21 protein-coding genes and 1 pseudogene are annotated in these 19,746 nt (G+C 48.5%); 9 read left to right on the top strand and 13 right to left on the bottom strand.

Annotated features, from left to right (window positions below; genetic code table 11):
- Positions 1–299: 299 nt before the first annotated feature.
- Together M2406_RS04950 and M2406_RS04945 are read left to right on the top strand one after the other, a co-directional pair.
- A complete protein-coding gene (locus M2406_RS04950) occupies positions 300–974 on the top strand; it encodes a GDSL-type esterase/lipase family protein (protein ID WP_259188981.1) in 675 nt (224 codons plus the stop codon).
- A 269-nt stretch (positions 975–1,243) separates the two neighbouring features.
- Complete coding sequence (locus tag M2406_RS04945) at positions 1,244–2,392, top strand: acyltransferase (RefSeq protein WP_259188980.1); 1,149 nt, start codon at positions 1,244–1,246, stop codon at positions 2,390–2,392.
- A gap of 1,102 nt (positions 2,393–3,494) precedes the next feature.
- Here M2406_RS04945 and M2406_RS04940 read toward each other — a convergent pair.
- The 6 genes and pseudogenes from M2406_RS04940 to M2406_RS04915 form a co-directional block, all read right to left on the bottom strand.
- Positions 3,495–3,791, bottom strand: a pseudogene (locus tag M2406_RS04940) (putative metallopeptidase); the annotation flags it as partial.
- Positions 3,792–3,861: 70 nt separating this feature from the next.
- Positions 3,862–4,704 (bottom strand): hypothetical protein, encoded by an 843-nt coding sequence (locus tag M2406_RS04935; RefSeq protein WP_259188978.1) that lies wholly within the window; start codon positions 4,702–4,704, stop codon positions 3,862–3,864.
- A 216-nt stretch (positions 4,705–4,920) separates the two neighbouring features.
- Positions 4,921–5,379, bottom strand: a complete 459-nt coding sequence (locus tag M2406_RS04930) for a hypothetical protein (RefSeq protein ID WP_259188977.1) — start codon at positions 5,377–5,379, stop codon at positions 4,921–4,923.
- Positions 5,301–5,735 (bottom strand): lysozyme, encoded by a 435-nt coding sequence (locus M2406_RS04925; protein ID WP_259188975.1) that lies wholly within the window; start codon positions 5,733–5,735, stop codon positions 5,301–5,303. Before M2406_RS04925 ends, M2406_RS04930 begins: the two co-directional genes overlap by 79 nt.
- Positions 5,722–6,123: a phage holin family protein gene (locus tag M2406_RS04920; protein ID WP_259188973.1), complete on the bottom strand. Its 402-nt coding sequence runs from the start codon at positions 6,121–6,123 to the stop codon at positions 5,722–5,724. Before M2406_RS04920 ends, M2406_RS04925 begins: the two co-directional genes overlap by 14 nt.
- A 186-nt stretch (positions 6,124–6,309) precedes the next feature.
- Entirely contained in the window at positions 6,310–6,651 is a 342-nt protein-coding gene (locus tag M2406_RS04915; RefSeq protein ID WP_259188972.1) for a hypothetical protein, read from the bottom strand.
- A gap of 319 nt (positions 6,652–6,970) precedes the next feature.
- Between M2406_RS04915 and M2406_RS04910 the strand changes: the two genes are divergently transcribed.
- Positions 6,971–7,456 carry a hypothetical protein gene (locus tag M2406_RS04910; protein ID WP_259188970.1) on the top strand — a complete coding sequence of 162 codons (486 nt, stop codon included), beginning with the start codon at positions 6,971–6,973 and terminating at the stop codon, positions 7,454–7,456.
- 169 nt (positions 7,457–7,625) lie between these two features.
- On the opposite strand, the gene M2406_RS26505 is transcribed toward M2406_RS04910, so the two are convergent.
- Positions 7,626–7,964, bottom strand: coding sequence for an antitermination protein (locus tag M2406_RS26505; protein WP_405050615.1), 339 nt, complete (start codon positions 7,962–7,964; stop codon positions 7,626–7,628).
- 241 nt (positions 7,965–8,205) lie between these two features.
- Between M2406_RS26505 and M2406_RS04905 the strand changes: the two genes are divergently transcribed.
- The 4 genes from M2406_RS04905 (at position 8,206) to M2406_RS04895 (ending at position 10,318) form a co-directional block, all read left to right on the top strand.
- Positions 8,206–8,742 carry a hypothetical protein gene (locus tag M2406_RS04905; RefSeq protein WP_259188969.1) on the top strand — a complete coding sequence of 179 codons (537 nt, stop codon included), beginning with the start codon at positions 8,206–8,208 and terminating at the stop codon, positions 8,740–8,742.
- Positions 8,743–9,262: 520 nt separating this feature from the next.
- Positions 9,263–9,643 carry a hypothetical protein gene (locus M2406_RS04900; protein WP_259188966.1) on the top strand — a complete coding sequence of 127 codons (381 nt, stop codon included), beginning with the start codon at positions 9,263–9,265 and terminating at the stop codon, positions 9,641–9,643.
- 15 nt (positions 9,644–9,658) lie between these two features.
- On the top strand, positions 9,659–9,841 hold the full coding sequence (locus M2406_RS26500; protein ID WP_405050614.1) for an ANR family transcriptional regulator: 183 nt from the start codon (positions 9,659–9,661) through the stop codon (positions 9,839–9,841).
- 228 nt (positions 9,842–10,069) lie between these two features.
- Positions 10,070–10,318, top strand: coding sequence for a hypothetical protein (locus tag M2406_RS04895; RefSeq protein WP_115059017.1), 249 nt, complete (start codon positions 10,070–10,072; stop codon positions 10,316–10,318).
- Here M2406_RS04895 and M2406_RS04890 read toward each other — a convergent pair.
- Positions 10,282–11,484: a site-specific integrase gene (locus tag M2406_RS04890; RefSeq protein WP_259188964.1), complete on the bottom strand. Its 1,203-nt coding sequence runs from the start codon at positions 11,482–11,484 to the stop codon at positions 10,282–10,284. The genes M2406_RS04895 and M2406_RS04890 overlap by 37 nt on opposite strands.
- Before the next feature lie 352 nt (positions 11,485–11,836).
- Complete coding sequence (locus tag M2406_RS04885) at positions 11,837–12,463, bottom strand: hypothetical protein (protein ID WP_259188963.1); 627 nt, start codon at positions 12,461–12,463, stop codon at positions 11,837–11,839.
- A 286-nt stretch (positions 12,464–12,749) separates the two neighbouring features.
- On the opposite strand from M2406_RS04885, the gene M2406_RS04880 reads away from it, so the two are divergent.
- Positions 12,750–12,959 (top strand): hypothetical protein, encoded by a 210-nt coding sequence (locus M2406_RS04880; protein WP_259188961.1) that lies wholly within the window; start codon positions 12,750–12,752, stop codon positions 12,957–12,959.
- A 127-nt stretch (positions 12,960–13,086) separates the two neighbouring features.
- Positions 13,087–13,776 carry a MarC family NAAT transporter gene (locus M2406_RS04875; RefSeq protein WP_012144877.1) on the top strand — a complete coding sequence of 230 codons (690 nt, stop codon included), beginning with the start codon at positions 13,087–13,089 and terminating at the stop codon, positions 13,774–13,776.
- Positions 13,777–13,811: 35 nt separating this feature from the next.
- Here M2406_RS04875 and M2406_RS04870 read toward each other — a convergent pair whose 3' ends face one another.
- From M2406_RS04870 to M2406_RS04855, 4 genes are all read right to left on the bottom strand, one after another.
- Entirely contained in the window at positions 13,812–14,939 is a 1,128-nt protein-coding gene (locus M2406_RS04870; protein WP_041418547.1) for an ABC transporter substrate-binding protein, read from the bottom strand.
- A gap of 149 nt (positions 14,940–15,088) precedes the next feature.
- A complete protein-coding gene (locus M2406_RS04865) occupies positions 15,089–16,372 on the bottom strand; it encodes a septum site-determining protein (RefSeq protein ID WP_012144875.1) in 1,284 nt (427 codons plus the stop codon).
- 260 nt (positions 16,373–16,632) lie between these two features.
- A complete protein-coding gene (locus M2406_RS04860; RefSeq protein WP_167796641.1) occupies positions 16,633–17,952 on the bottom strand; it encodes a cytochrome c in 1,320 nt (439 codons plus the stop codon).
- Between the two features lie 12 nt (positions 17,953–17,964).
- The gene (locus M2406_RS04855; RefSeq protein WP_026142344.1) at positions 17,965–19,746 is read right to left on the bottom strand and encodes a GMC family oxidoreductase; all 1,782 of its coding nucleotides are present in this window, start codon (positions 19,744–19,746) and stop codon (positions 17,965–17,967) included.

Here is a 19,746-nt window from a genome sequence, read left to right as displayed (position 1 = left end):
CAGATGAACTTCTAGACGCATCACCAGTATCCATTACCGCAAGCCGATCCACTGCATTCAGCGTAGTTGTATCGTATTGCGGTAATTTTTTGCCCCAAGCATGCCCCATCATCCTAAAACATCCCTGTCCCAAGTTTATCCCACCTCAGTGACCATCACTCCATACCCCACCACCTTGGCTAACCTTTAACTCAAAGATAAAATTTATTCTCGCTGCGCTACCTAAGCGAATACTTGCTCGCTAAGTTTTTTTTGAATATGCTCAGATGTCTAGAACTATCATAATGAAAGAGCTTGTTATGAAATCAAATATGTTAAAATTTAATGTAAAACTGGTAATGGTAGCATCAATAATTACGCTATCACTATTTAATTACTGTAAAGCAGATGCTTCGGTAAAAAGCAGTCCTGAATATTTAAAATTAAAAGAAATGTACTCTCAACATCCTGGTCACTTCAAATATATAATGTTTGGCGACAGTATAACCAAAAGTGGCAAATGGAATGACTTACTACCTGGCTACTCAATAGGGAATAGAGGAATTAGTGGCGATGATACTTCAGGAATGCTTGACAGGACTGTAGATATTGAAAGAACAGGAGCCAAAACAGTATTCATAATGGCCGGAACTAATGATATTTCAAGAAATATCACCCCTAGAGATGTTGCTAGAAACATCATCTCAATTTCAAACAGACTGAAGGCTGATGGAATTAATGTTGTAATTCAATCTACAATTTTGTCTGGTGAAAGCAAAGCTGGAAAAAACCCATCAATAAACACCATTAATAACTTACTGAAAAGTTATTCAATTAAATCAGGAACGACATTTCTAGATTTAAATACTAAGCTATCAGAAAATGGCTTACTAAAGAGCGAATATACTTATGACGGTACACACCTTACCGATAAGGGGTACGAAGTATGGAAGGGCATACTCCTAGACTTCTTAAAGAGCTATGGACAACACTAGTCATATTCACATGCAATTCGCAAGTTAAGATTTATATCACTATTCACATAGCCCCCGCATAGCTGCTGAACTCGCGGCTATGAAGCCGCATGCTCACCATACATATCATGAAGAAAATCCTAAAGTGACGATGGGTATTCATCTGATTTATATAAAAAAACAAACAAAACTCACACAATCACCCATACTAATAAACATCTACATTACATTACATTTACCATTTTGTTATGATTGGCAACATTTTCAATCTTACACCTCTGGGTAAACAGATGTCTCAACCAAAAAATTGGGCTCCAGAACTTGATGGTTTGCGCGGCTATGCTTCGTTATGGGTTGTTCTCGGTCACATATGTAACTTGACGAACTTCAACATGCCGATCCTACGAACGCCTAGCATTGGTGTTGATGTTTTCATCTTGCTTTCCGGTTACCTGATGGCGAAGAATTACACCGAACGTCAGCATTTTGAGCCCTGGGATTCGCCGAAAACTATCACTTCATTCTGGTTGAGGCGTTTCTTCCGTATAGCCCCTCTTTTTTACATTCTACTTATTGTCGCCGTTTTCTTTGGTGATACATTTGGTTACTACAGAGAACTAATATCTTCTGTGTGGATAGATGCTCAGGCTGATACAGACAAATATGGTGATACGTCATTTAGTAATTTGCTGACACATATTTCTTTCATGTTTGGATTTTTGCCATATTTTTCAGCAAGAACAGCAATTCCTGATTGGAGTATCGGTCTGGAAATGCAATATTACGCAATATTCCCATTCCTCATGCTATTGATAATGAAGTTTGGTTATATTCGCTCATCCGTGATACTAATGGCTTCTTGTGTAACCGTGGCATACATGGCGCCTGAGTATTTTTCAGCATTCCCACGACCATCCATGATTATCTTTAAGCTTCCAATGTTCCTGGCGGGAATGTTAATTTATAAATCAGTATCTGAAAACAAAAAACATTATATTATTATAGCAATGTTAGCGCCATTATTTTCTTGGTTTATGGGTTACTTTATATCTCGCGGATTAGTCGTCATTGAAGTATTTCTTATCATCGGATTAGCAGCATTGCTAATAAAGCATGGTGAAAATTCAATTGTGAACCGATTCGCAATTTTGGGAAAATCATTCCTTTCCACTCGATTAAGTCGCTTCCTTGGTGAAGTGTCGTACTCAGTGTATTTATTGCATTTGATGATAGTAATACCAACCATCGGTATTCTTGTTCAGTTTTCGTGGTTTGTCGATCTTCCGTCGGCGTTGCGTTTTTTAATCGTAACAGCAACTGTACTTCCTGTAACGTATGCTTTATCAACACTATTGTTTAAATATGTTGAAGAGAAAGGAATTGTTCTAGGGAAAAAATTAATAAAATCAAGAACTGTAAAAACCAGTGAGATTGCTTAAGCTGTAAATTTGTTCCATTAAGTTGCGGCGGTGTGGGTACAATTATTACCGCCGCAGCTTTAGATAGTTACAAGTAGGAAATGGCTCTCTCCATTTCTTCAGCGCTCAATGCAGTAGGCCAATACACTACTTTCTTGATATGGCCGTTAAACCAGTTCTCTGGGCCAATGTATGATCGGCCAATTGCCAGTCTATTCAGCGCGGGAGGAAGCGAGGTAACGGATCTGGAATACCAGTTGAACCCATCAAATGATTTTAGGTTAAGGCTTGGAGTGTCAAAAGAAAAAATCGCTGATTGCTCAGAATCCCTTACAGGCGACAGGCTGTAAATCTCAAGTGATTGTGAGACCCCGCCAGCATCAAATGTTGCCCACTGAGCCTGGCCGTTGTTATTCGTTATCTGGCGATACGCTAATCTGAGGTGCGCCCCAGCAACAGAATTATCAAGAACAGCGGCACAAGCCAGCGCATTATATGCGCCGCTGATGGATTGAATACTATGGGGGTGAATGCATGTCATGAGGACGGTACCACCAGACGCAACAACAAAATCTGCGGTGGTTGGAGTTGTGCATATGTCAGCCGCACGCTGCGCTTCAGAGCCCGATGTCGGGATGTAGGAAGAGGCACCATCACGTCGCTCTGCCTGAGCCCCCCAGACCCACACCGAACCCGGTGACGCAGGAACATATTGTGGTAAAGCTGGGGCACTGCTGTCGTTATTTGTTAAAGCCAGCGTAAAGCGTGGCGACACAGCAGCATTAGGAGTAATGGTAATCGCACAGCGGTACCATCCTTTTGCAAATTGCTCCATAGTTGCCTGCAAAACCTGCGGTGATGATTTCCCGATCTTCCCATTGCCCAAGTCGAAGTTTACGAACTGAGTTGTGGCTACAGCCCCCTGAGCAGCAATTTGTAGCACTTTCCCTGTATTGGCTTTTGCCCAGATGCTAAAGGTGTAAGGTTGATTTATTGTTGCTGCTAGCGTTGTAATAGCTTCCAGGGTGCGTGCTGCTGCCGTTGAGTCACTGGCTTCAATTAATTTTGTTGCTGTAACATTCCCATCTGGCGCAGCACTATCATTCCCTGTAAGAACAATCCCTGCCGCAGTCCAGCTCGCAGCCTGAGTAAATACCTCTTCGGCCTGCCCGAGCACGTACCGCCCTTTTTTCTCAAATGCAGACGATGCCCACATAAACTGAATATCTGCATCCAACAGGTGAGAGTGGTCAGGATTGTGCAGGCTGCCGGTGTCGCTCAGGATTTGGCTTAGTAGCCACTCTTTAACTTCGTTTGCTGGAACAAGGCCGATGTATGGCATTAACTGATGTGACTCTATGAACTGCAGGGGCGGGAATGGTCGCCCCTCATGAGTAATCCCTTGAGATTCTTTAGCCATATAATCCTCAAAAATGAAAAAATAATGAGGCTGAATCAGTGAATATTGTCCATTGCCCTAGCGAACTTATTTAATCGTAGCTCTGTATCTTTTTTACTTGGTCTTCGAAAAGCTCACTTGACTCTTGTCCATAATCAGCATTCACAACTTGATTCATTGCTTTAACTAAGTTTGAGAATTTTATCGTTCTGCCAGCCCATTCGCTAGCTTCCATAACTCTTCCGCCAGGCTCTACTCTTGAAATGTAACCTTTTACAATACTAATTAATTCAACCCAGCTAATATATTCACCAGAATCCTTTGACTCACCACTTCTCTGTAAATCAAGTTTTTTTGTGAAAACCTTTATATCTTCCTGCAACCTTTCCTTTTGCTTCAACAGACTTTCAAGTTCAATTTTTGAGTCTTCTATGTTTTTTATAACATCTTCATATTGAAATTTTAATTTTTCTACGGAATATTTTGATTCTGCTGTTTTTTGCTGTTCTGAATAAATTCTTCTTTGAGACTCTTCGGCTTCCTTATTTATTATTTCGTTTGACGCAAGTTCCTTCATTCGTTTTCTTTCGGCAAGTATAATTTTTTTCTCATCCTGCCACTCACTCATCATTCCAGAAAGAATGAATGAAATTCTATTAACCCAATCAATAAAAACACCAATCAAAGGATTTAATATTGGAATGCATATAACTAAAATAATTCCTGAAAGTGCAGGGTAGCATATGGAATGAAAAAAAAGCCCATCCTCATTTGTAATGGTTTTTATTTTTTGCTCAATTGACTTGTCGCTGAAGGCGACAAATAAAACTCTATCCCAATTCCAAAAAAACCATGATATTAAAAAACAACCAAGCAACGGGCTTTTAAACCTTTCAATAAAAGCTGCTTTTACACTCGATAATTCATCACTCATTTTTAATCTCAAAGAATCATAATAAAGTAATGATTTTAGTATAAACCTAAATAATTTTAAAGTTATATCCTACTGATTTCTTTCCTCCATTTATCAAGGCCTTCAACTCGCTCTGAGCATACTAACAAAGCCAATTTTAGTGATATGGAGTAGCTTAATAAGTCTCCCCAAGTATCCCCTTTTAGCTCTGGTGTATCACAGGGGAGAAAAACTGACTCAGGGGGAAGCAGAACTATTTTCTGAGGCTGCGTCGACGACATTTTGCTGCAAGAGGTCGATAACAGCGCGAGGCATAAGACTAATACCACATTTGTCGTTTTTAAGTGCTTCACGTAACTCCCTCTGGTAACGTTCCCCCCACTGGCGCAATTGCTGTTCTCGCAGTAGTTGCTCAGCTGATAAGGCTCTGTTCTTTCGGTCTTGTTCTTGCAGGATTGAGATTAGTCCTGACTGCTGCGCCAGCGTTGTTTCCTGCTGTTTGACCTTCTCGCTCGCCTTTACTGCATTACCGTGGAAGTAAAAAGCCAGCTTTCCAACAACGATCAAAACCACCAGCAGTAAGCCGATCGCCATCGTGCGAAAACTGAATGAGGTGTTCATGACAAAAACATCTCGCGTTCTGCCGCGCGACGCTTCACCAACCCAGGCATAACCTTGCCACCAGAGTTTTTCCATTTGGAAAACTCATCTGCAGCGCCTTTTGCATCACCGGTGTTGAATTTCTTCACCAGCGTTGAGCCTGCAAACGCAGAGCCGCCGATGTTGAATGCCAGCGACACCATCGCGTCAAACTGGTTCTGCGTCATTGGGCGCATAATGGCGCTGTTTACCGTCAACTCAAACACGGCCAAGTCATCAGAGAGGAATTGCTCTGCCTGCTCCTGCGTGATGCGTTCACCCTGCTTCACGCCCTTGGTGTGTCCCCAGCCAATCGTCCATGGCTTGCCGCCAGTGCCGGGGTCTGGATACGCCACCAGGCGAAGTTCTTCAAACCCCTTGATGAATCCACGGCCCTTATTACTTATCCGCATTGCTTACACCTTTCCTATTCAGGCCGCTGATACGCTGCAATAGTGAAATCGCAGCCTCTCGGATTACCCTGGCACCGATAACCCCCAGTACCGAGAACACAAACAGTTCGATTTTCATCGTCTCGGTTTTGGATAGCACGTCACCCATGCCCGGCAGCATCTCAATGGACCGAACCAATAGCGGTGAAAGGACTGGGACCGTAGTGACTGCAATCAAGCCAGTGAGTAATGCATCCACCAAGGCCGTGCGGATCTTGCCGCCGTAGAAAAGGACACGACCAAATGCCAAGGCTGATGTAATCACCATGCCATTTATCCAGTTGGCGTTAGTCGAATAAAGATTTGCCAACCAGCCAAGGAAGGCATTGTCATTATGGGGCATTTTCATACCTCCCCCTTCCGGGGCTCTTTCCCGGTTTCGGGTTATGGATAGGGATCAGCCACCAGCCGTAAACGAGTCGGCGATACGGGGTGTGCCAGGTGTGTGTCGGATGTTGGCTGGGGCTGAAATGCAAGAAGCCCCGGACATACCGAGGCTTTAGAACAATTAAAATTTGTTGGTGCTAACTTCAGGTTAATCCTGACCAATCATCACGGTAATACTTGGCAGTACATATCCACCATCAGAGCTTTCACCTACCGCTTGAATTGATACTGACTGGTTAGGTTCGATGTATGTGTTCCAAGAATTACAGGCGGAAGCTGGTACGGGAGTACCCGCAGGGAAAACAATAACCCCCTCTGCTTTTGCCTCAGTGACCCAAGAACCTTTGAATACCAACATATGCTTCGCTTTTGATTTACCACCAGGCGCGATAGCCATCAGAAGCGGCACACAGATGCGGCGACGGTATGGAGCTGGAGGAATGTTGAAAGTGAAACCGTTGTCTAAGTAATGAATTTCTGCAGCTTGCATGATCATATCTCCTTGTAAATTATTAGTTTTCGCCAACCATATCTGACGACAACTAAACCATACAACAAGAATGAAGTTCATCAACAACGGTCAGGGAAGTGCTATTTCTTACACAACACATGCATACCTCCTACTGTCGGAGCATTGCCGGGTCATCGGGTGAAGAAAGGAAATTAGCACCGCGAATGCATGGCGACATACGTCATTGAGTGAGGCATTGGGCGCTAAAATTTGGGTGGGCCGCACAATCACGACCTTTGATTTGAATTATGCTATCCGTGTTATATACGGCAATTGTGCAATCTAAAAAGGAAATATCATGAGTCTACTTACAGCAAATGAAAATGCTTTTATCCTGAAAACAAACAATGAAAGGAAAGGGCCATACAAGGCAAAATTTGCAGGTGATACTGTCATCATCAACGACAAAATGGCAGATATTGACGATGGAGATACCGTCATTAGAACCCTTCCAAGTGGAAAGGAAGAACATAAAATAATTAACAAAGTTAACTTTTATGATACTAAGATAGGTGGCTTTGGGCCCCATTTTCAGTTAAAGGTTGGATCAGCCAAAACCATGCCAGCCCAATCAACTCAAAATATTAATATCCATGGTGGCAATGTCCAGATTGGTAACAACAATCGCCAAGAGATCACAAATAGTATTGAAACAATCAATAATATTATTAACAACTCACAAGCAAGTGACGAAGAGAAGAAAGAAGCAAAAAACCTACTAGCGAAACTTGCTGAACATCCGTTAGTTACATCAATCGTCGGTGGTGCAATTTCGTTGCTTTAAAAACAGAAAAACCCGCACGGAGGCGGGTTATTTTAATAAGGCAGTGGTGATTTGTCAGCCCGCAGGCATTGAAATCCCATCATTAAGAGAGAATCTAGCCAAAATCACTCAATAATGCAAGACTTGGTTGATAAAATTTATAAATTTGTAGCCATATTACACAATCACGTCAATTTGAAGTCACTCTACTAAGTACTCTCTCTGCGGCTTCAGCGTCCTGGTAACACTTACTGATCAGCATCTGATAGAAGCGCTGCCAGTTTCTGTTCCATGTCGGCTGGCTCAGGCCAGGTATTAATCCCTTCACCACTTTGTAAGCCGGGGCTGTCGTGGTTGGCTTCAATCCTGTTCCGTGGCATCTACTACAGGTTTTTTCTACGGCCTTTCCTCCTGCCTTTGTGGCCGCTATGTCATATACCTTTCCACTACCGCCACATCTACACCTGGCCCGCTCAATGTCTGCCGTTCTACAGAAGTCATCCACTGCCAGTTTCGAAAGCAACACCATGCAGCGAGCCATTTGTCTATCCTATCAGATCACTGGTCTTGCTGGCGTGTCGTCTGCATTGACCAATTCAAGCCAACGCGCCACCAGCGTCGCAATGCTAAAAACATTAAGGCATTGCTGGCTAAAGAACGGGAGAAAGCATTATGAGCAAGCTTAGATGCACCGGCCTGTTTGAAGCAGCGCGGGAGCTAGAGAAGTAGTACACTCTCCGTCTATTTTTCACAACATAGGAAGTTTAGAGATGTCCCGCCCATTATTTCCAGCAGAAATTGAATTCAATGAAATTATGAAGGATGGAAATCATATTTCTCCAACTACCTTTGAAGCTATTCATCAATTCACGCTGCTGTTCTCACTTTTTGAGGCAAAATTACTTAATTGCGAAGGTTCACAAGGTAAAAGTGGACAATATGCCACTGACTTCATTGCGAGTGGGCTAGTTGATGTAGCTGATTTGGATAGTTCCTACGGCTACTTTGAGAACAGGTATTCAGATGCCAATCACGGAAAAGGCAAGTATCAAACTCTATGCGGAAACCGGGGAGGAGAACTGGGAAATGTAGTGAACAAAATCATAAACTCTGCATCTCCATCCGTAGAAGCAAAGCTTACTGCTTGCTTGTTTATAGCATTCAGATTAAGAAATAATTTATTCCACGGTCCTAAGTGGCTTTATAACATGGCATACCAAGTTGATAACTTTGGCGCTGCAAGCCACATTATTCAGTCAATTCTTAGGATATCACGGCATAATGGTGTGTGGAATGTAAATTCATAACAGCATCCAATGAATGCTTAATAACCTCGCTACAGCGAGGTTTTTTTTGGCATTTCTGGGAGGATAAACATTGTTCTTAATGCCCGATGATAACGAAATCATCTCACGCCTCAGTATCGCCGGTTCTACGCCTGATTCTGTCGCAACCCTCCTCCGCTGTGCCGGTTACAGCGGCATGACTGGCATAGCCATACGCAGACGGCTGATCAGGCTGGAGAAGGAAAAGGCCGTTGAGCGCGTTCGCCGCCCAGACATCAAAAAAATCTGCTGGGCCCCAACCACAAAATAACACTTCCCCGCCGGACACAATGAAACCTCGAGTTCCACAACGAATCAGCATCAAAGCTGAGGGGGTTCTATGCGCCTATAAGGCTGGCAAAAAGACGCCCGCGCGAACCTATCAACACAATCATTTAACGCTGCCAGTGGCCCGCTGCTGGCGTTTGCTTTCAAAAGACAACGGCCATTCATGGGAGGTCATGTCCCATGAGCGCTACAACAACCAGATAAGGATCTGAATATGACCAATTGTGAGTTACTAAAACACCTGGTTAAAGACGGTGGCAGTTATACCTGCAGCGAACTTCGCACACATCTTAATGCTGTTTTCCCTGGAGAAAATATTGATGTGAAGCGTACCCGCACGTTACGTGCCGCAATGGTTAACTCATGCCTTGTGAAATGCGAATGGGCTCATGTTGGGAAAGGAGAGAAATCAATCAAAGTGGTCAGTGTCGACCAGCGATTTGGTGACTACGCAAGAGCAAAACCAAAGGGTGTTCAGCAGAAAATCACTGATAGCTATCTACGCAGCGAACCGCCAGAAGTGGTACGCCAAATGCTGCTCGTCCAGCAATTCAACAAGCTGCTCGCCCCAGTAACCCACCAGCGCGCCTACTAATACCGGAGCATCATCATGACATTTGGATATAAAAACTTAGCGCACCAGGCCGCTGAGGCGGAACGCCGTGCCCATTATTCCGACGCGGCCAGTATTTGGCTTAAAGCATTCGAAGTGGCTCGGGCAGTCGATGTTACATGGGTACAAACCCGCATCGATTTTTGTGTCAACGCGGCATCGCGGAACTGGGGTAGATAAAATGCATCCTGTCGCTGATACCGGCAGCATTCAGAAAAACCTTCTCCGTAGTACAGCCCGAGAGCTTCTAAAAGATTTCGACTCCCCCACCAACAAATTCACCTTTCGACAGCTACTCGACAAACACGCAGTGAAAATCGCTCCCTATTGGCCTAAGCATCCACCGGCATGGTTGCGGCTTAACTGTGAGGTTCATCGGGTGCGGGAAGGGAAATAACAGAGGTAACCATGGAAAAAAAATCAGTAACACTTCAGCCGGTGCTTATCACCAGAGAAAGTGTCCAACAACAACTTGGCGGCATATCAAGAACCACCTTTTGGCGCAGAAAAAAACAATGGGAAAGAGCTGGTACGCCATTCCCCAAACCAGCCCCAGGGACAAACCCTATCCACGGCGGTGAACAATATAGATATTGCGACGTGATAAGATTTTTCCGTGCTCAGGGCCTCATTGATGAAACGCAGGACGCCACATGAGAAGCCCATATGTCCAGGGCATTTTGTTGCTCTTTGAGATATGAGTGCTGGTCATATACCGCCAATACGCCACCGAGTTTATGCCCCAGAACCTTCTCAGACACATGGGGCTCAATTCCTAACTCGCTCATTTTCGTCTTCGCTGTGCGGCGTAAGTCGTGCATCGCCCAGTCATGAACCCCCATCTCATTCCTGAGCTGTTCCGCCATGTTCAATAAAACACCTGCTGACATTGGGCGATCACCTTGCACAATGGCTGGCGGGAACAATTGAGATATGTTCGGGTAGAGCGACATGGCCTCTTCAATGAGTTTTGCAGCATCCTCAGAAAGCCCTCTTACAAACGGCTGGCGTGTTTTTGAGTTTTCAGCGGGAACGCGCCACGTTCTATTTTTTACGTCAAACTCCCCTTTCTTTGCCTTCCTTAGCTCAACACCTCGACATCCAGTCAACAGTAACAATTTTATGAAAATCTTGTTCTGAAGGACAATGCGGGAACCTTCCAGTGCCAGCCAGAAAGCCCCTATCTCATCATCACTAAAATACCGTTTAACCACGCCAACAGGCTTGCCGACGTCACTTATTCGAAGCGCGGAGATCGGATTGAGGTGTATCTTCTCTGTGCGAAGGCAATACGAGAAAACCTGCTTTAACTTCGACAACATGATCCCCGCAAACGTCTCTGCGCCGCTAGTTCTCATTCTTTTAAAAACTGGCTGCCAATGAGATATCTGCATTTCATCAACAATCATATCGCCGACGTATGGGGTTATATGGCGGTCAAATGCTCTTTCCCAATACTGGAGTTTTACAAGACGCTGCGCCTGTGCGCTGGATATCCAATGAGATAGGCAGTCTTTTACCGAAGCAGATCCTGCAATCGCTTCCAGAGTCATCGCTTTTACAGTGATGGGGTCTTTGCCTTCGGCAAGGGCTCGCTTGGCCTCTTGAACCATATCACGCGCTTCTTTGAGAGAAATATCATCGTAACTGCCCAGGGTCATGCGCCGTGCTTTACCCGTGTACCGGTAGCGGTATTGAAAGACGATCAGCCCGAGCGGTGTCACACGGATTGATAGCCCTCCGCCGTCTGGCATCTCGATCAGTTTGGGGATTGGTTTTCCATTGAGCTTACGGAGTTTTGCATCGGTGAGCACTGTGTACATCTCCAATTATGTACACAGATATGTACACAATTTAAGTGGCTTGGACTGAAATCGTATGAAACGGATTGAATCACTAGCCAAGGGCTTTTTCAAGCACCACAGTGTATTAAGAGGGGAAAATGAAACGGGGTGGAATCACGTGAACTGCCGGGCATTGCTTACACGACAGATCACATGCAGTACGAAAATTGGGTTGGGATTTAGTCAGTTAGGTTTCAGATCTCGCCCACAATTGCCAGATTGATACCTAACCTGGTACACAGAATGGAAAGCATACCTTCACAGCCAAATTGGCTAAGTGGATACTATCACTAAAATTGTTCCGGATAAATAAACTGCAATTCAGATCCAATCAGCGAATTGCCACATTACGCGACGATAAATAGCCTTTCAGGTAACTCAGGGTGGCAATCAGGCACAGGGAATACCCCAGGACTTCACAGCCCTCTTCTACCATATTCTTCACCACCCGGTTGTAACCATCGAGCATCAATGTCTGCCACAGTAAACTTATGCCGAACAGCCGTGAAAACACCAAGATACACAGCAGACCGGCACACATCATGCCGTAGCTCGGGTGCGTCACAAAATGCGCCAGCCCCTGCAATGTGGCTGCGATATGACGTGATGCATACCCCAAACAAATCAGTGCAACCACCACAGCAAACCAGATCCAAGAGCCATGCCAAAGCATATCAAAGGCAAAATCCATCTCTCGAATCAACATGCACAGAAAGAACCCCCCGACCAACATCCATGCTGGCCGATAAACAGCATCCCTGTATGCCACAATGAAAAAACAGGATGCTATGGCGGCAAGAATCAACTCCTGAGCTATTTCAGTTAACGAGGTTTCATAAACAAAATTATGCAACCAATGCACGTCGATAAAAATCAGGCCCACCAAGCCAGCCAGTAGCAGGCTGCAAAGCAGAAAGTGGCTTGCTTTTCCCAGTAAAATTTGCAGATTATGTTTCATAGTCACTCTCGTTATTATTTAAAGCGCGCCTATGGTATTTGTCTGTACCTGGGGATCGTGGCAATTAATGCGAAATAGAAGCAACTCGGGGAAAATTTGCGGTAAAAGTGCCATAAAAAACAAAAAAAACCACAAAACACCCTATGAAAGTGCAGGAAATCACCGTGTCGGAACAAGATAAAAAGAGCATCGAGGTATTTCAGCTATGGCGCACCTCATCCGCTCCCGCTATTCTGATGCCACTAACGGCAGAGTTGAGACAGCATCCCGCATCATGAATCGGTTATTGAAGTTACTCGTTGGCGTCTGCATCGTGCTGGTGGCTATTTTTGCATTGTTACACCTGGGGGCAGACCGCCGCCCAAGAGCCATTGCGGTAAACGAACCGCCCATCGAGTGTGAAGATACGCAGGAGATAACCAGCGATTGTGTGAATGACGATGATGCCAACACTGACGTGCTGCCCGAGCTGACCCCCTCCAGCACTCAGGGATAATGAGCTGCAAATACCATTCCTCTATATTTACAGCTCGCTTCCCTGGCGTTGCCGTTGAGCGTGCGGCAAGTTAGGGTATGACTTTATGCTGCGTCACAACATTCACTGAAAACAGGAAGTCTGACCCATGACGAGTATTCTGCAGTTATTCCAGGCCATTGGACTGGGTTTGGTGCTACTGCTGCCCCTGGCCAACCCACTCACCACGGTCGCGCTGTTGCTCGGTCTTTCGGGCAATATGACGCGCGAAGAGCGCAACCAGCAATCGCTGATGGCATCGGTCTATGTGTTCTTTATCATGACGGTGGCGTTCTATGCCGGCCAGTTGGTCATGAACACCTTTGGCATCTCTATTCCCGGTTTGCGGATCGCCGGCGGGCTGATTGTGGCGTTTATTGGCTTTCGCATGCTGTTCCCGCAGCAAAGTGCGGACGAAGCTCCAGAGGTTGAGAGCAAAAGCAAAGAGCTGCGCAAAAAAACCTCGGCCAATATCGCCTTTGTGCCACTGGCGATGCCCAGCACCGCCGGGCCGGGTACCATTGCGATGATCATCAGCTCGGCATCGAGCGTCAAAGAGAACACCCTGGGATTTGCACACTGGGTGCTGCTGGTTGCGCCAGTGGCCATCTTCCTGTCGGTAGCGCTGATTTTATGGGCTTGCCTGCGCAGCTCTGGCGCCATTATGAGGCTGGTGGGTCAAAGTGGCATTGAGGCGATCTCACGCCTGATGGGTTTCCTGCTGGTGTGTATGGGCGTGCAATTTATTATCAACGGCATATTGGAGATCATCTCCACCTATACCCCAGCCGTTGCCTGACCCATGAATACGGGCGCAACATGCGCCCGCTTCAGTTACTTACCTGTTGGCGCCTGCGCGCCTAAAATGCCCTTGCCTTCCGGCACTTCGGTAAAACGACTGAGGATCTCGCTGTAGGTTTTCGCCGGATCCAAATCCTTGAACTGGTTCGGATAGATAAACTTCGCCAAATACTCCAGCCCAACGATATTGTACGGGTGGTTATAGAAATTGTGATAGATGCCGTAGAAGCGACCGTCTTTCACCGCCGAAAGCTGGGCAAAACCTGGGCGCTGTTTCATCCGGTTAAATGCAGCATCTACCTGCTGTTGTGTCACACCATAGCCAAAAGGCACCGCGGCGTTGGTTTTACTGGCCCACTGGGAACCGGAGACAATATACGCATCCGGCTTCATGCTGATCACTTTCTCAAGCGATACGTCGCCGGTCGCGCCCGGTAGCAGTGCAGAACCCACGTTGCGTGCGCCTACCGCTTCAATCATCCCACCCCAGCCGACGTGTGCATGGGTGAAACAGCAGGATTCCAGCCCGTTCAGGCCGGCTTTGGCTTCAATAAACACCAGCGGCTTGGGTTCTACCGTTTTGGTCTTATCGAGGATGCTCTGATAGTGCTGCTGATAAAAGTCCGTGTACTGTTTCGCTTCACTTTCACGGTTTAGCGTTTCCCCCAGCAAGGTAATGCTTTTCGGGGTGTTCTCCACCGGTTTCAGCATGGTATCGATAAACAACACCGGGATATTCAGCGCTTGCAGCTTGTCGAGTACGCCAGTCTGGCTCAGAGAAGGTTTAGAGCGTAGCTGCGCCACCATCAGGTCAGGGTGTTTGGCAATAACGCTCTCCAGGTTAATCTCGCCCTTGTCGCTAAACCCCATATCGATAACGTTTTTGGCTTCTGGCCACTTGCTTTGCAGAATTTTCCAGGTTTCACCATCGCTCTTCTTCAGCAGGTTGTTCCACGCCACCAGCCGGGTAAAGGGATCGGCACGGTCCAGCAAGGCCAACGTCAGAATATCGCGCCCATCCTGCACCACAATGCGTTTCGGCTCTTGTTTAATCGTCAGGGTTTGACCAGAGGTATCGGTTAGGGTGAGCGGATAAGTGGTCGCCATCACCTGTGTAGAAAAGGCGCAGGCGAAAGCCAGCAAGGTTATTCGACGGTACACGTAACACTCCTTAGCGTGGGAAATTAATCCAGAAATAATAATGAGAATTGCTCCCATTATCAAAGAGAACGCCGGGCGTGTTTTCGGTTAATTGAAAAGAGATGTGAACAGCAACAAGGTGGTGCGCCGGAACCGGCGCACCAGTCAGGTTAAATCAGGCCGTAAATCAGCGCCGACAGCGCAATCAGCCCCATCACCAGCACAAATACATTGCTCAGCGCGCGGTAACGACGCATGGCGGGTACCCTACGCACCGCATACATCGGCAAAATAAACAGGATTGCCGCGATCAGCGGGCCGCTGATGGTTTCAATAATATGCAACGCACTCGGGTTCCAGACCGTCGCCGCCCAGGTCAGCAGGAACAGCAACACGGCAGAAATACGGTGTGTAATACGTGAGCTTAGCGGTTTGCCGACCGCGCGCGTCAGGCCGTCAATCAGGCTGGTCGCTCCTTCGGTCACCCCCAATGAGGTGCCCAGATAGGACTTGGCCATTGCCAGCATCGCCATCATCGGCCCCAAATAAGCGATCAACGGGTTGGAAAATTTGTTCGCCAGCGTGGTCAGCACGGTAATGTTTTGATCTTTCGCCTGCTGCATATCCTCGTGGGACAGGCTCAGCACGCAGCTGAAAACAAAGAACAATACGGTGACGCAGATCAGCACGTAGCTGTAGCGCATAATTCGCGCGCAGCGGCGTTCAGCCAGTTCGCCATACAGGCTCTTTTGGGTCGAAGCGAAGGACGAAATAATCGGCGCATGGCTAAAGGAAAACACCATCACCGGCACCGCCAGCCACAACGAATGCCACAGGTCCGGGCTACTGAACTGAGTGTTGGCCAGGCCACTGACAAAGTTGGCGGTTTGCCAGGTCGGCATCAGGTACAGCGAAATACCCATCAAAAATACCAGCAACGGGAATACCAGCATACCCATCGCCGAAACAATGGCGTCTTTACCGCGCAGCAGCACCAGGTTCAGCACCACTACCACCGCCAGGCTCAGCCAGATACGCGGTAGCGGCGTCAGGTGAAACTGATGAGTCAGGAAACTGTCCAGCGCGTTGGTGATCGAAATGCTGTACACCAGCACGATCGGGAAGAACGCCATCAGGTACAGCACCATGATGATTTTACCGGCCAGCACGCCAAAGTGCTCAACCACCACATCATGGATATTGCCGTCACGGCTGGAGCCGGAAAGCACAAAGCGGCTCAGTGCGCGATGCGGTAAATAAGTCAGAGGGAAGGCAAACACGGCCATCAGCAACAGCACCAGTGGGCCGTTTAAGCCGGCATTGATCGGCAGAAACAACGTACCTGCCCCCACCGCAGTGGCGTAGAGACCAAACATCCAGACGGTGTCCGTCTTGTTCCATTTGCCCGGCTGGGCGGAAGCCAGCGTGCCTGAATCGGGAGAAATCGTACTCATAGGAAAGCTTACCTTAATCTGCAGCGACAACGATTGCGCCTAACGGGATATCCTTCTCCGCGAATTTTTAATAATAATCAGTTATTTAACTCAGAATTTCATTCTTATGCCTGGTAAAAGGACGGCAAAGGATAATTAAAAACGTTGCCCAGGTCTATCTTTCACTGGTTGAGTGGCTGTTTCGCGAACAATAATCGCTGTGAAAATCGGCTGAGAAGCACAAAAAACCAGGGCCTCGAATGAGGCCCTGGGAGGATGACTTACTTGTTGGCGTCCGGATGTTCCGGCACCGCGGCGCTGCCCATGTCCTTCTGGTCTTTACGCACGCTGGCCACGTCTGAGGCGCTGACCGGCTTGGCGCTGTTACCCCAGCTTGAGCGAATGAAGTTAACCACTTCCGCTACCTGCTGATCGTTCAGGCGCCAGCCAAACGGTGGCATGGTGATGTTGGATACCGCTCCCTTCACCGCCGGCGTGGTGTTACCGGTCAGCACGATGTGGATCAATGAGGTCGCATCTTCGGTCTGCACCACCGGGTTGCCCTTCAGCGCCGGGAAGGCACGCTTGTAGCCCACGCCATCGGTACGGTGGCAGGCAGCACAGTTATCGACGTACAGCGCCGCTCCGGGCTTGCTGTCGTCACCGCGCCACAGATCCTTGGCTACGCTGTCCTCTACCGGTGCGGCCTGTTGTTTGCCGTCTTTCGGCGGCAGCGTTTTCAGGTAGCGCGAAATTGCCGTCAGATCCTCATCGCTGAGATACTGCAGGCTATGCTCAACCACGTCGCTCATGCCGCCAAACACGATGGACTTATCGTTACGCCCGGTTTTCAGGAACTCGGTCAGTTCGGCCTCGCTCCAGGTTCCCAGCCCATCCTTGTTGTCACCGCGCAGGCTGGATGCCACCCAACCGTCGATCGGCGCATTGCTGCCGGACAGGTAGTTGTCGCCGTCGTTATTGCTCAGCGCTTTTTCCTGCATGGTAATGCTACGTGGCGTATGGCAGGCACCACAGTGGCCCAACCCTTCCACCAGATAGCGGCCCCGTTCAATCACCGGATCGGCCTTGGTGTCCGCCACAAAGTCCGCCGGTGATGGCGCAAACATGCCGCGCCAGATGCTCAGCGGCCAGCGCATTGACAGCGGCCAGGGGATGTCGGAATCCTTGTTGGCCTGCTCTACCGCCGGTACGCCGTGCATGAAGTAGGCATACATGGCACGCATGTCGTCCTCTTTCACCAGCGCAAACGACGGATACGGCATCGCCGGGTACAGGGTGCTGCCGTTTTTGGCGACGCCCTTGCGTACCGCGTTGTCGAAGTCTTCGAAGCTGTAATCACCGATGCCGGTTTTCTTGTCCGGCGAGATATTGGTGGAGTAAATGGTGCCGATCGGCGTTTCCATCGCCAGACCACCGGCAAACTCTTTACCGCTTTTGCCGTTGGTATGGCAGGCCACACAGTCACCGGCACGCGCCAGATACTCGCCGCGTTTGATCAACTCGCTGCTGACCGTGGCGTCCTGCGCCCAGACGGAGAAACTCAGTGCACTGAGAACCAGTGCGGGAACAAATGCTTTCATCAGTCGCCGTCCTTATGCCTGCACCAAAGGGCCTGGGTTTTTCAGATACTGCTCGCGAATAGCGCGTGCAGACCAGTAAGCCAACGCGGCCACGGTGCCGGTCGGGTTGTAACCCAGCCCCTGCGGGAAGGCCGACGCGCCGATCGAGAATACGTTATGCACGTCCCAGCTCTGCAGATAGCGGTTCACCGCGCTGGTGTTCGGATCTTCGCCCATCACCGCACCGCCGTTCATATGGGTGGTTTGGTAGCTGGTGGTATCGAAATGGCTGTCGGCATTTTTTGGGCTGCCGGAGATCAGTTTCGGGTTCATGGCCTTGGCGATCGGCGCCATTTTCTCGTACATAAATTGCGACATCTTGACGTCGTTTTCCTGCCAGTCGAACGTCATGCGCAGCAGCGGCTGGCCGAACACGTTCTTATAGGTAGGATCGAGATCCAGATAGTTGCTGCGATAAGACTGGTGCGCGCCGTGGGCATCCATCGAGACATGATGGGTATAGGCATCTGCCACCGCCGCTTTCCACTTACTGCCCCAGGTCGGGGTACCCGGAGGGGTTGGCAAGCCGGAGATCGGTTTGGTGCCCGCCTGGTTGACCCAGAACGGCGAACCGCCAACAAAGCCTGCCTCGGCATGGTCAAAGTTGTCGGCGTTGAAGTCGTCCACACCCACACCGTTACCGCCGGCGCCGATGAACGGGTTAGTGAACACGTCCTTGTCGAAGAACGCCTTGATGGTGGTCATGTTCTGATAGGCGAAGTTACGCCCAACCACCCCTTCGCCGGTCACCGGATCGTAAGGTTTGCCGATGCCGGACAGCAGCATCAGGTGAACATTGTGGAACTGGAACGCGCCCAGGATCACCAGTTCGGCCGGCTGTTCGACTTCACGGCCCTGCGCATCAATGTAATTCACACCGGTCGCACGAGACTTGTCGGCGGTCAGGTTCACTTTCAACACGTTGGCGTTGGTGCGCAGCTCGAAGCGTTTTTCCATGCGCAATGCCGGCAGAATATTGACGTTCGGCGAGGCTTTGGAATACATATAGCAGGCGTAACCGCTACAGAAACCGCAGAAGTTGCACGGCCCCATCTGCGCGCCATACGGGTTGGTATAGGAATCAGAGGTGTTGGCAGAAGGCAGGTTATAAGGATGGTATCCCACGTCTCGCGCGGCTTTCTCGAACATCTGGGCGGAGAAAGTATTTTTCTGCGCCGGCAACGGGAAGTCATCGGAACGGTCACCGGCAAACGGGTTACCGCCCTTTTGGCCCACTTTCTGGCCTTTGATGGTCCAGGCGGTGCCGGAAGTGCCGAACACTTTCTCCGCTTTGTCGAAGAACGGCTCCAGCTCGGCGTAGCTGACACCGAAATCCTGAATGGTCATGTCTTTCGGGATGAAACTCTTGCCGTAACGTTCTTCGTAGTGACTGCGCATGCGCAATTCAATCGGATCGACCCGGAAATGCACGCCAGACCAGTGCAGGCCTGCACCACCCACGCCGGTACCCGGCAAGAACGCCGCCAACTGACGGTAAGGCACCGCCGTTTGGCTGGTATTATGACGAATGGTCACGGTGCTTTTTGACAAATCCTGGAACAGTTTGCGGCGAATGTTATAGGTCAGTTCGTCGATCACCTGCGGGTAGGAGCCGTCCGGATAGGTATCGCGCATCGGGCCGCGTTCCAGCGCCACCACGTTCAGCCCGGCCTCGGTCAATTCTTTGGCCATAATAGCGCCCACCCAGCCGAAGCCGACGATCACCGCGTCTACTTTTTTCATTACCGTTGCCAT

This window comes from Serratia sp. BIGb0163, assembly GCF_024809935.1.
Taxonomy (GTDB): domain Bacteria; phylum Pseudomonadota; class Gammaproteobacteria; order Enterobacterales; family Enterobacteriaceae; genus Serratia; species Serratia quinivorans.
This window is presented reverse-complemented; position numbering and strand designations above follow the sequence as displayed.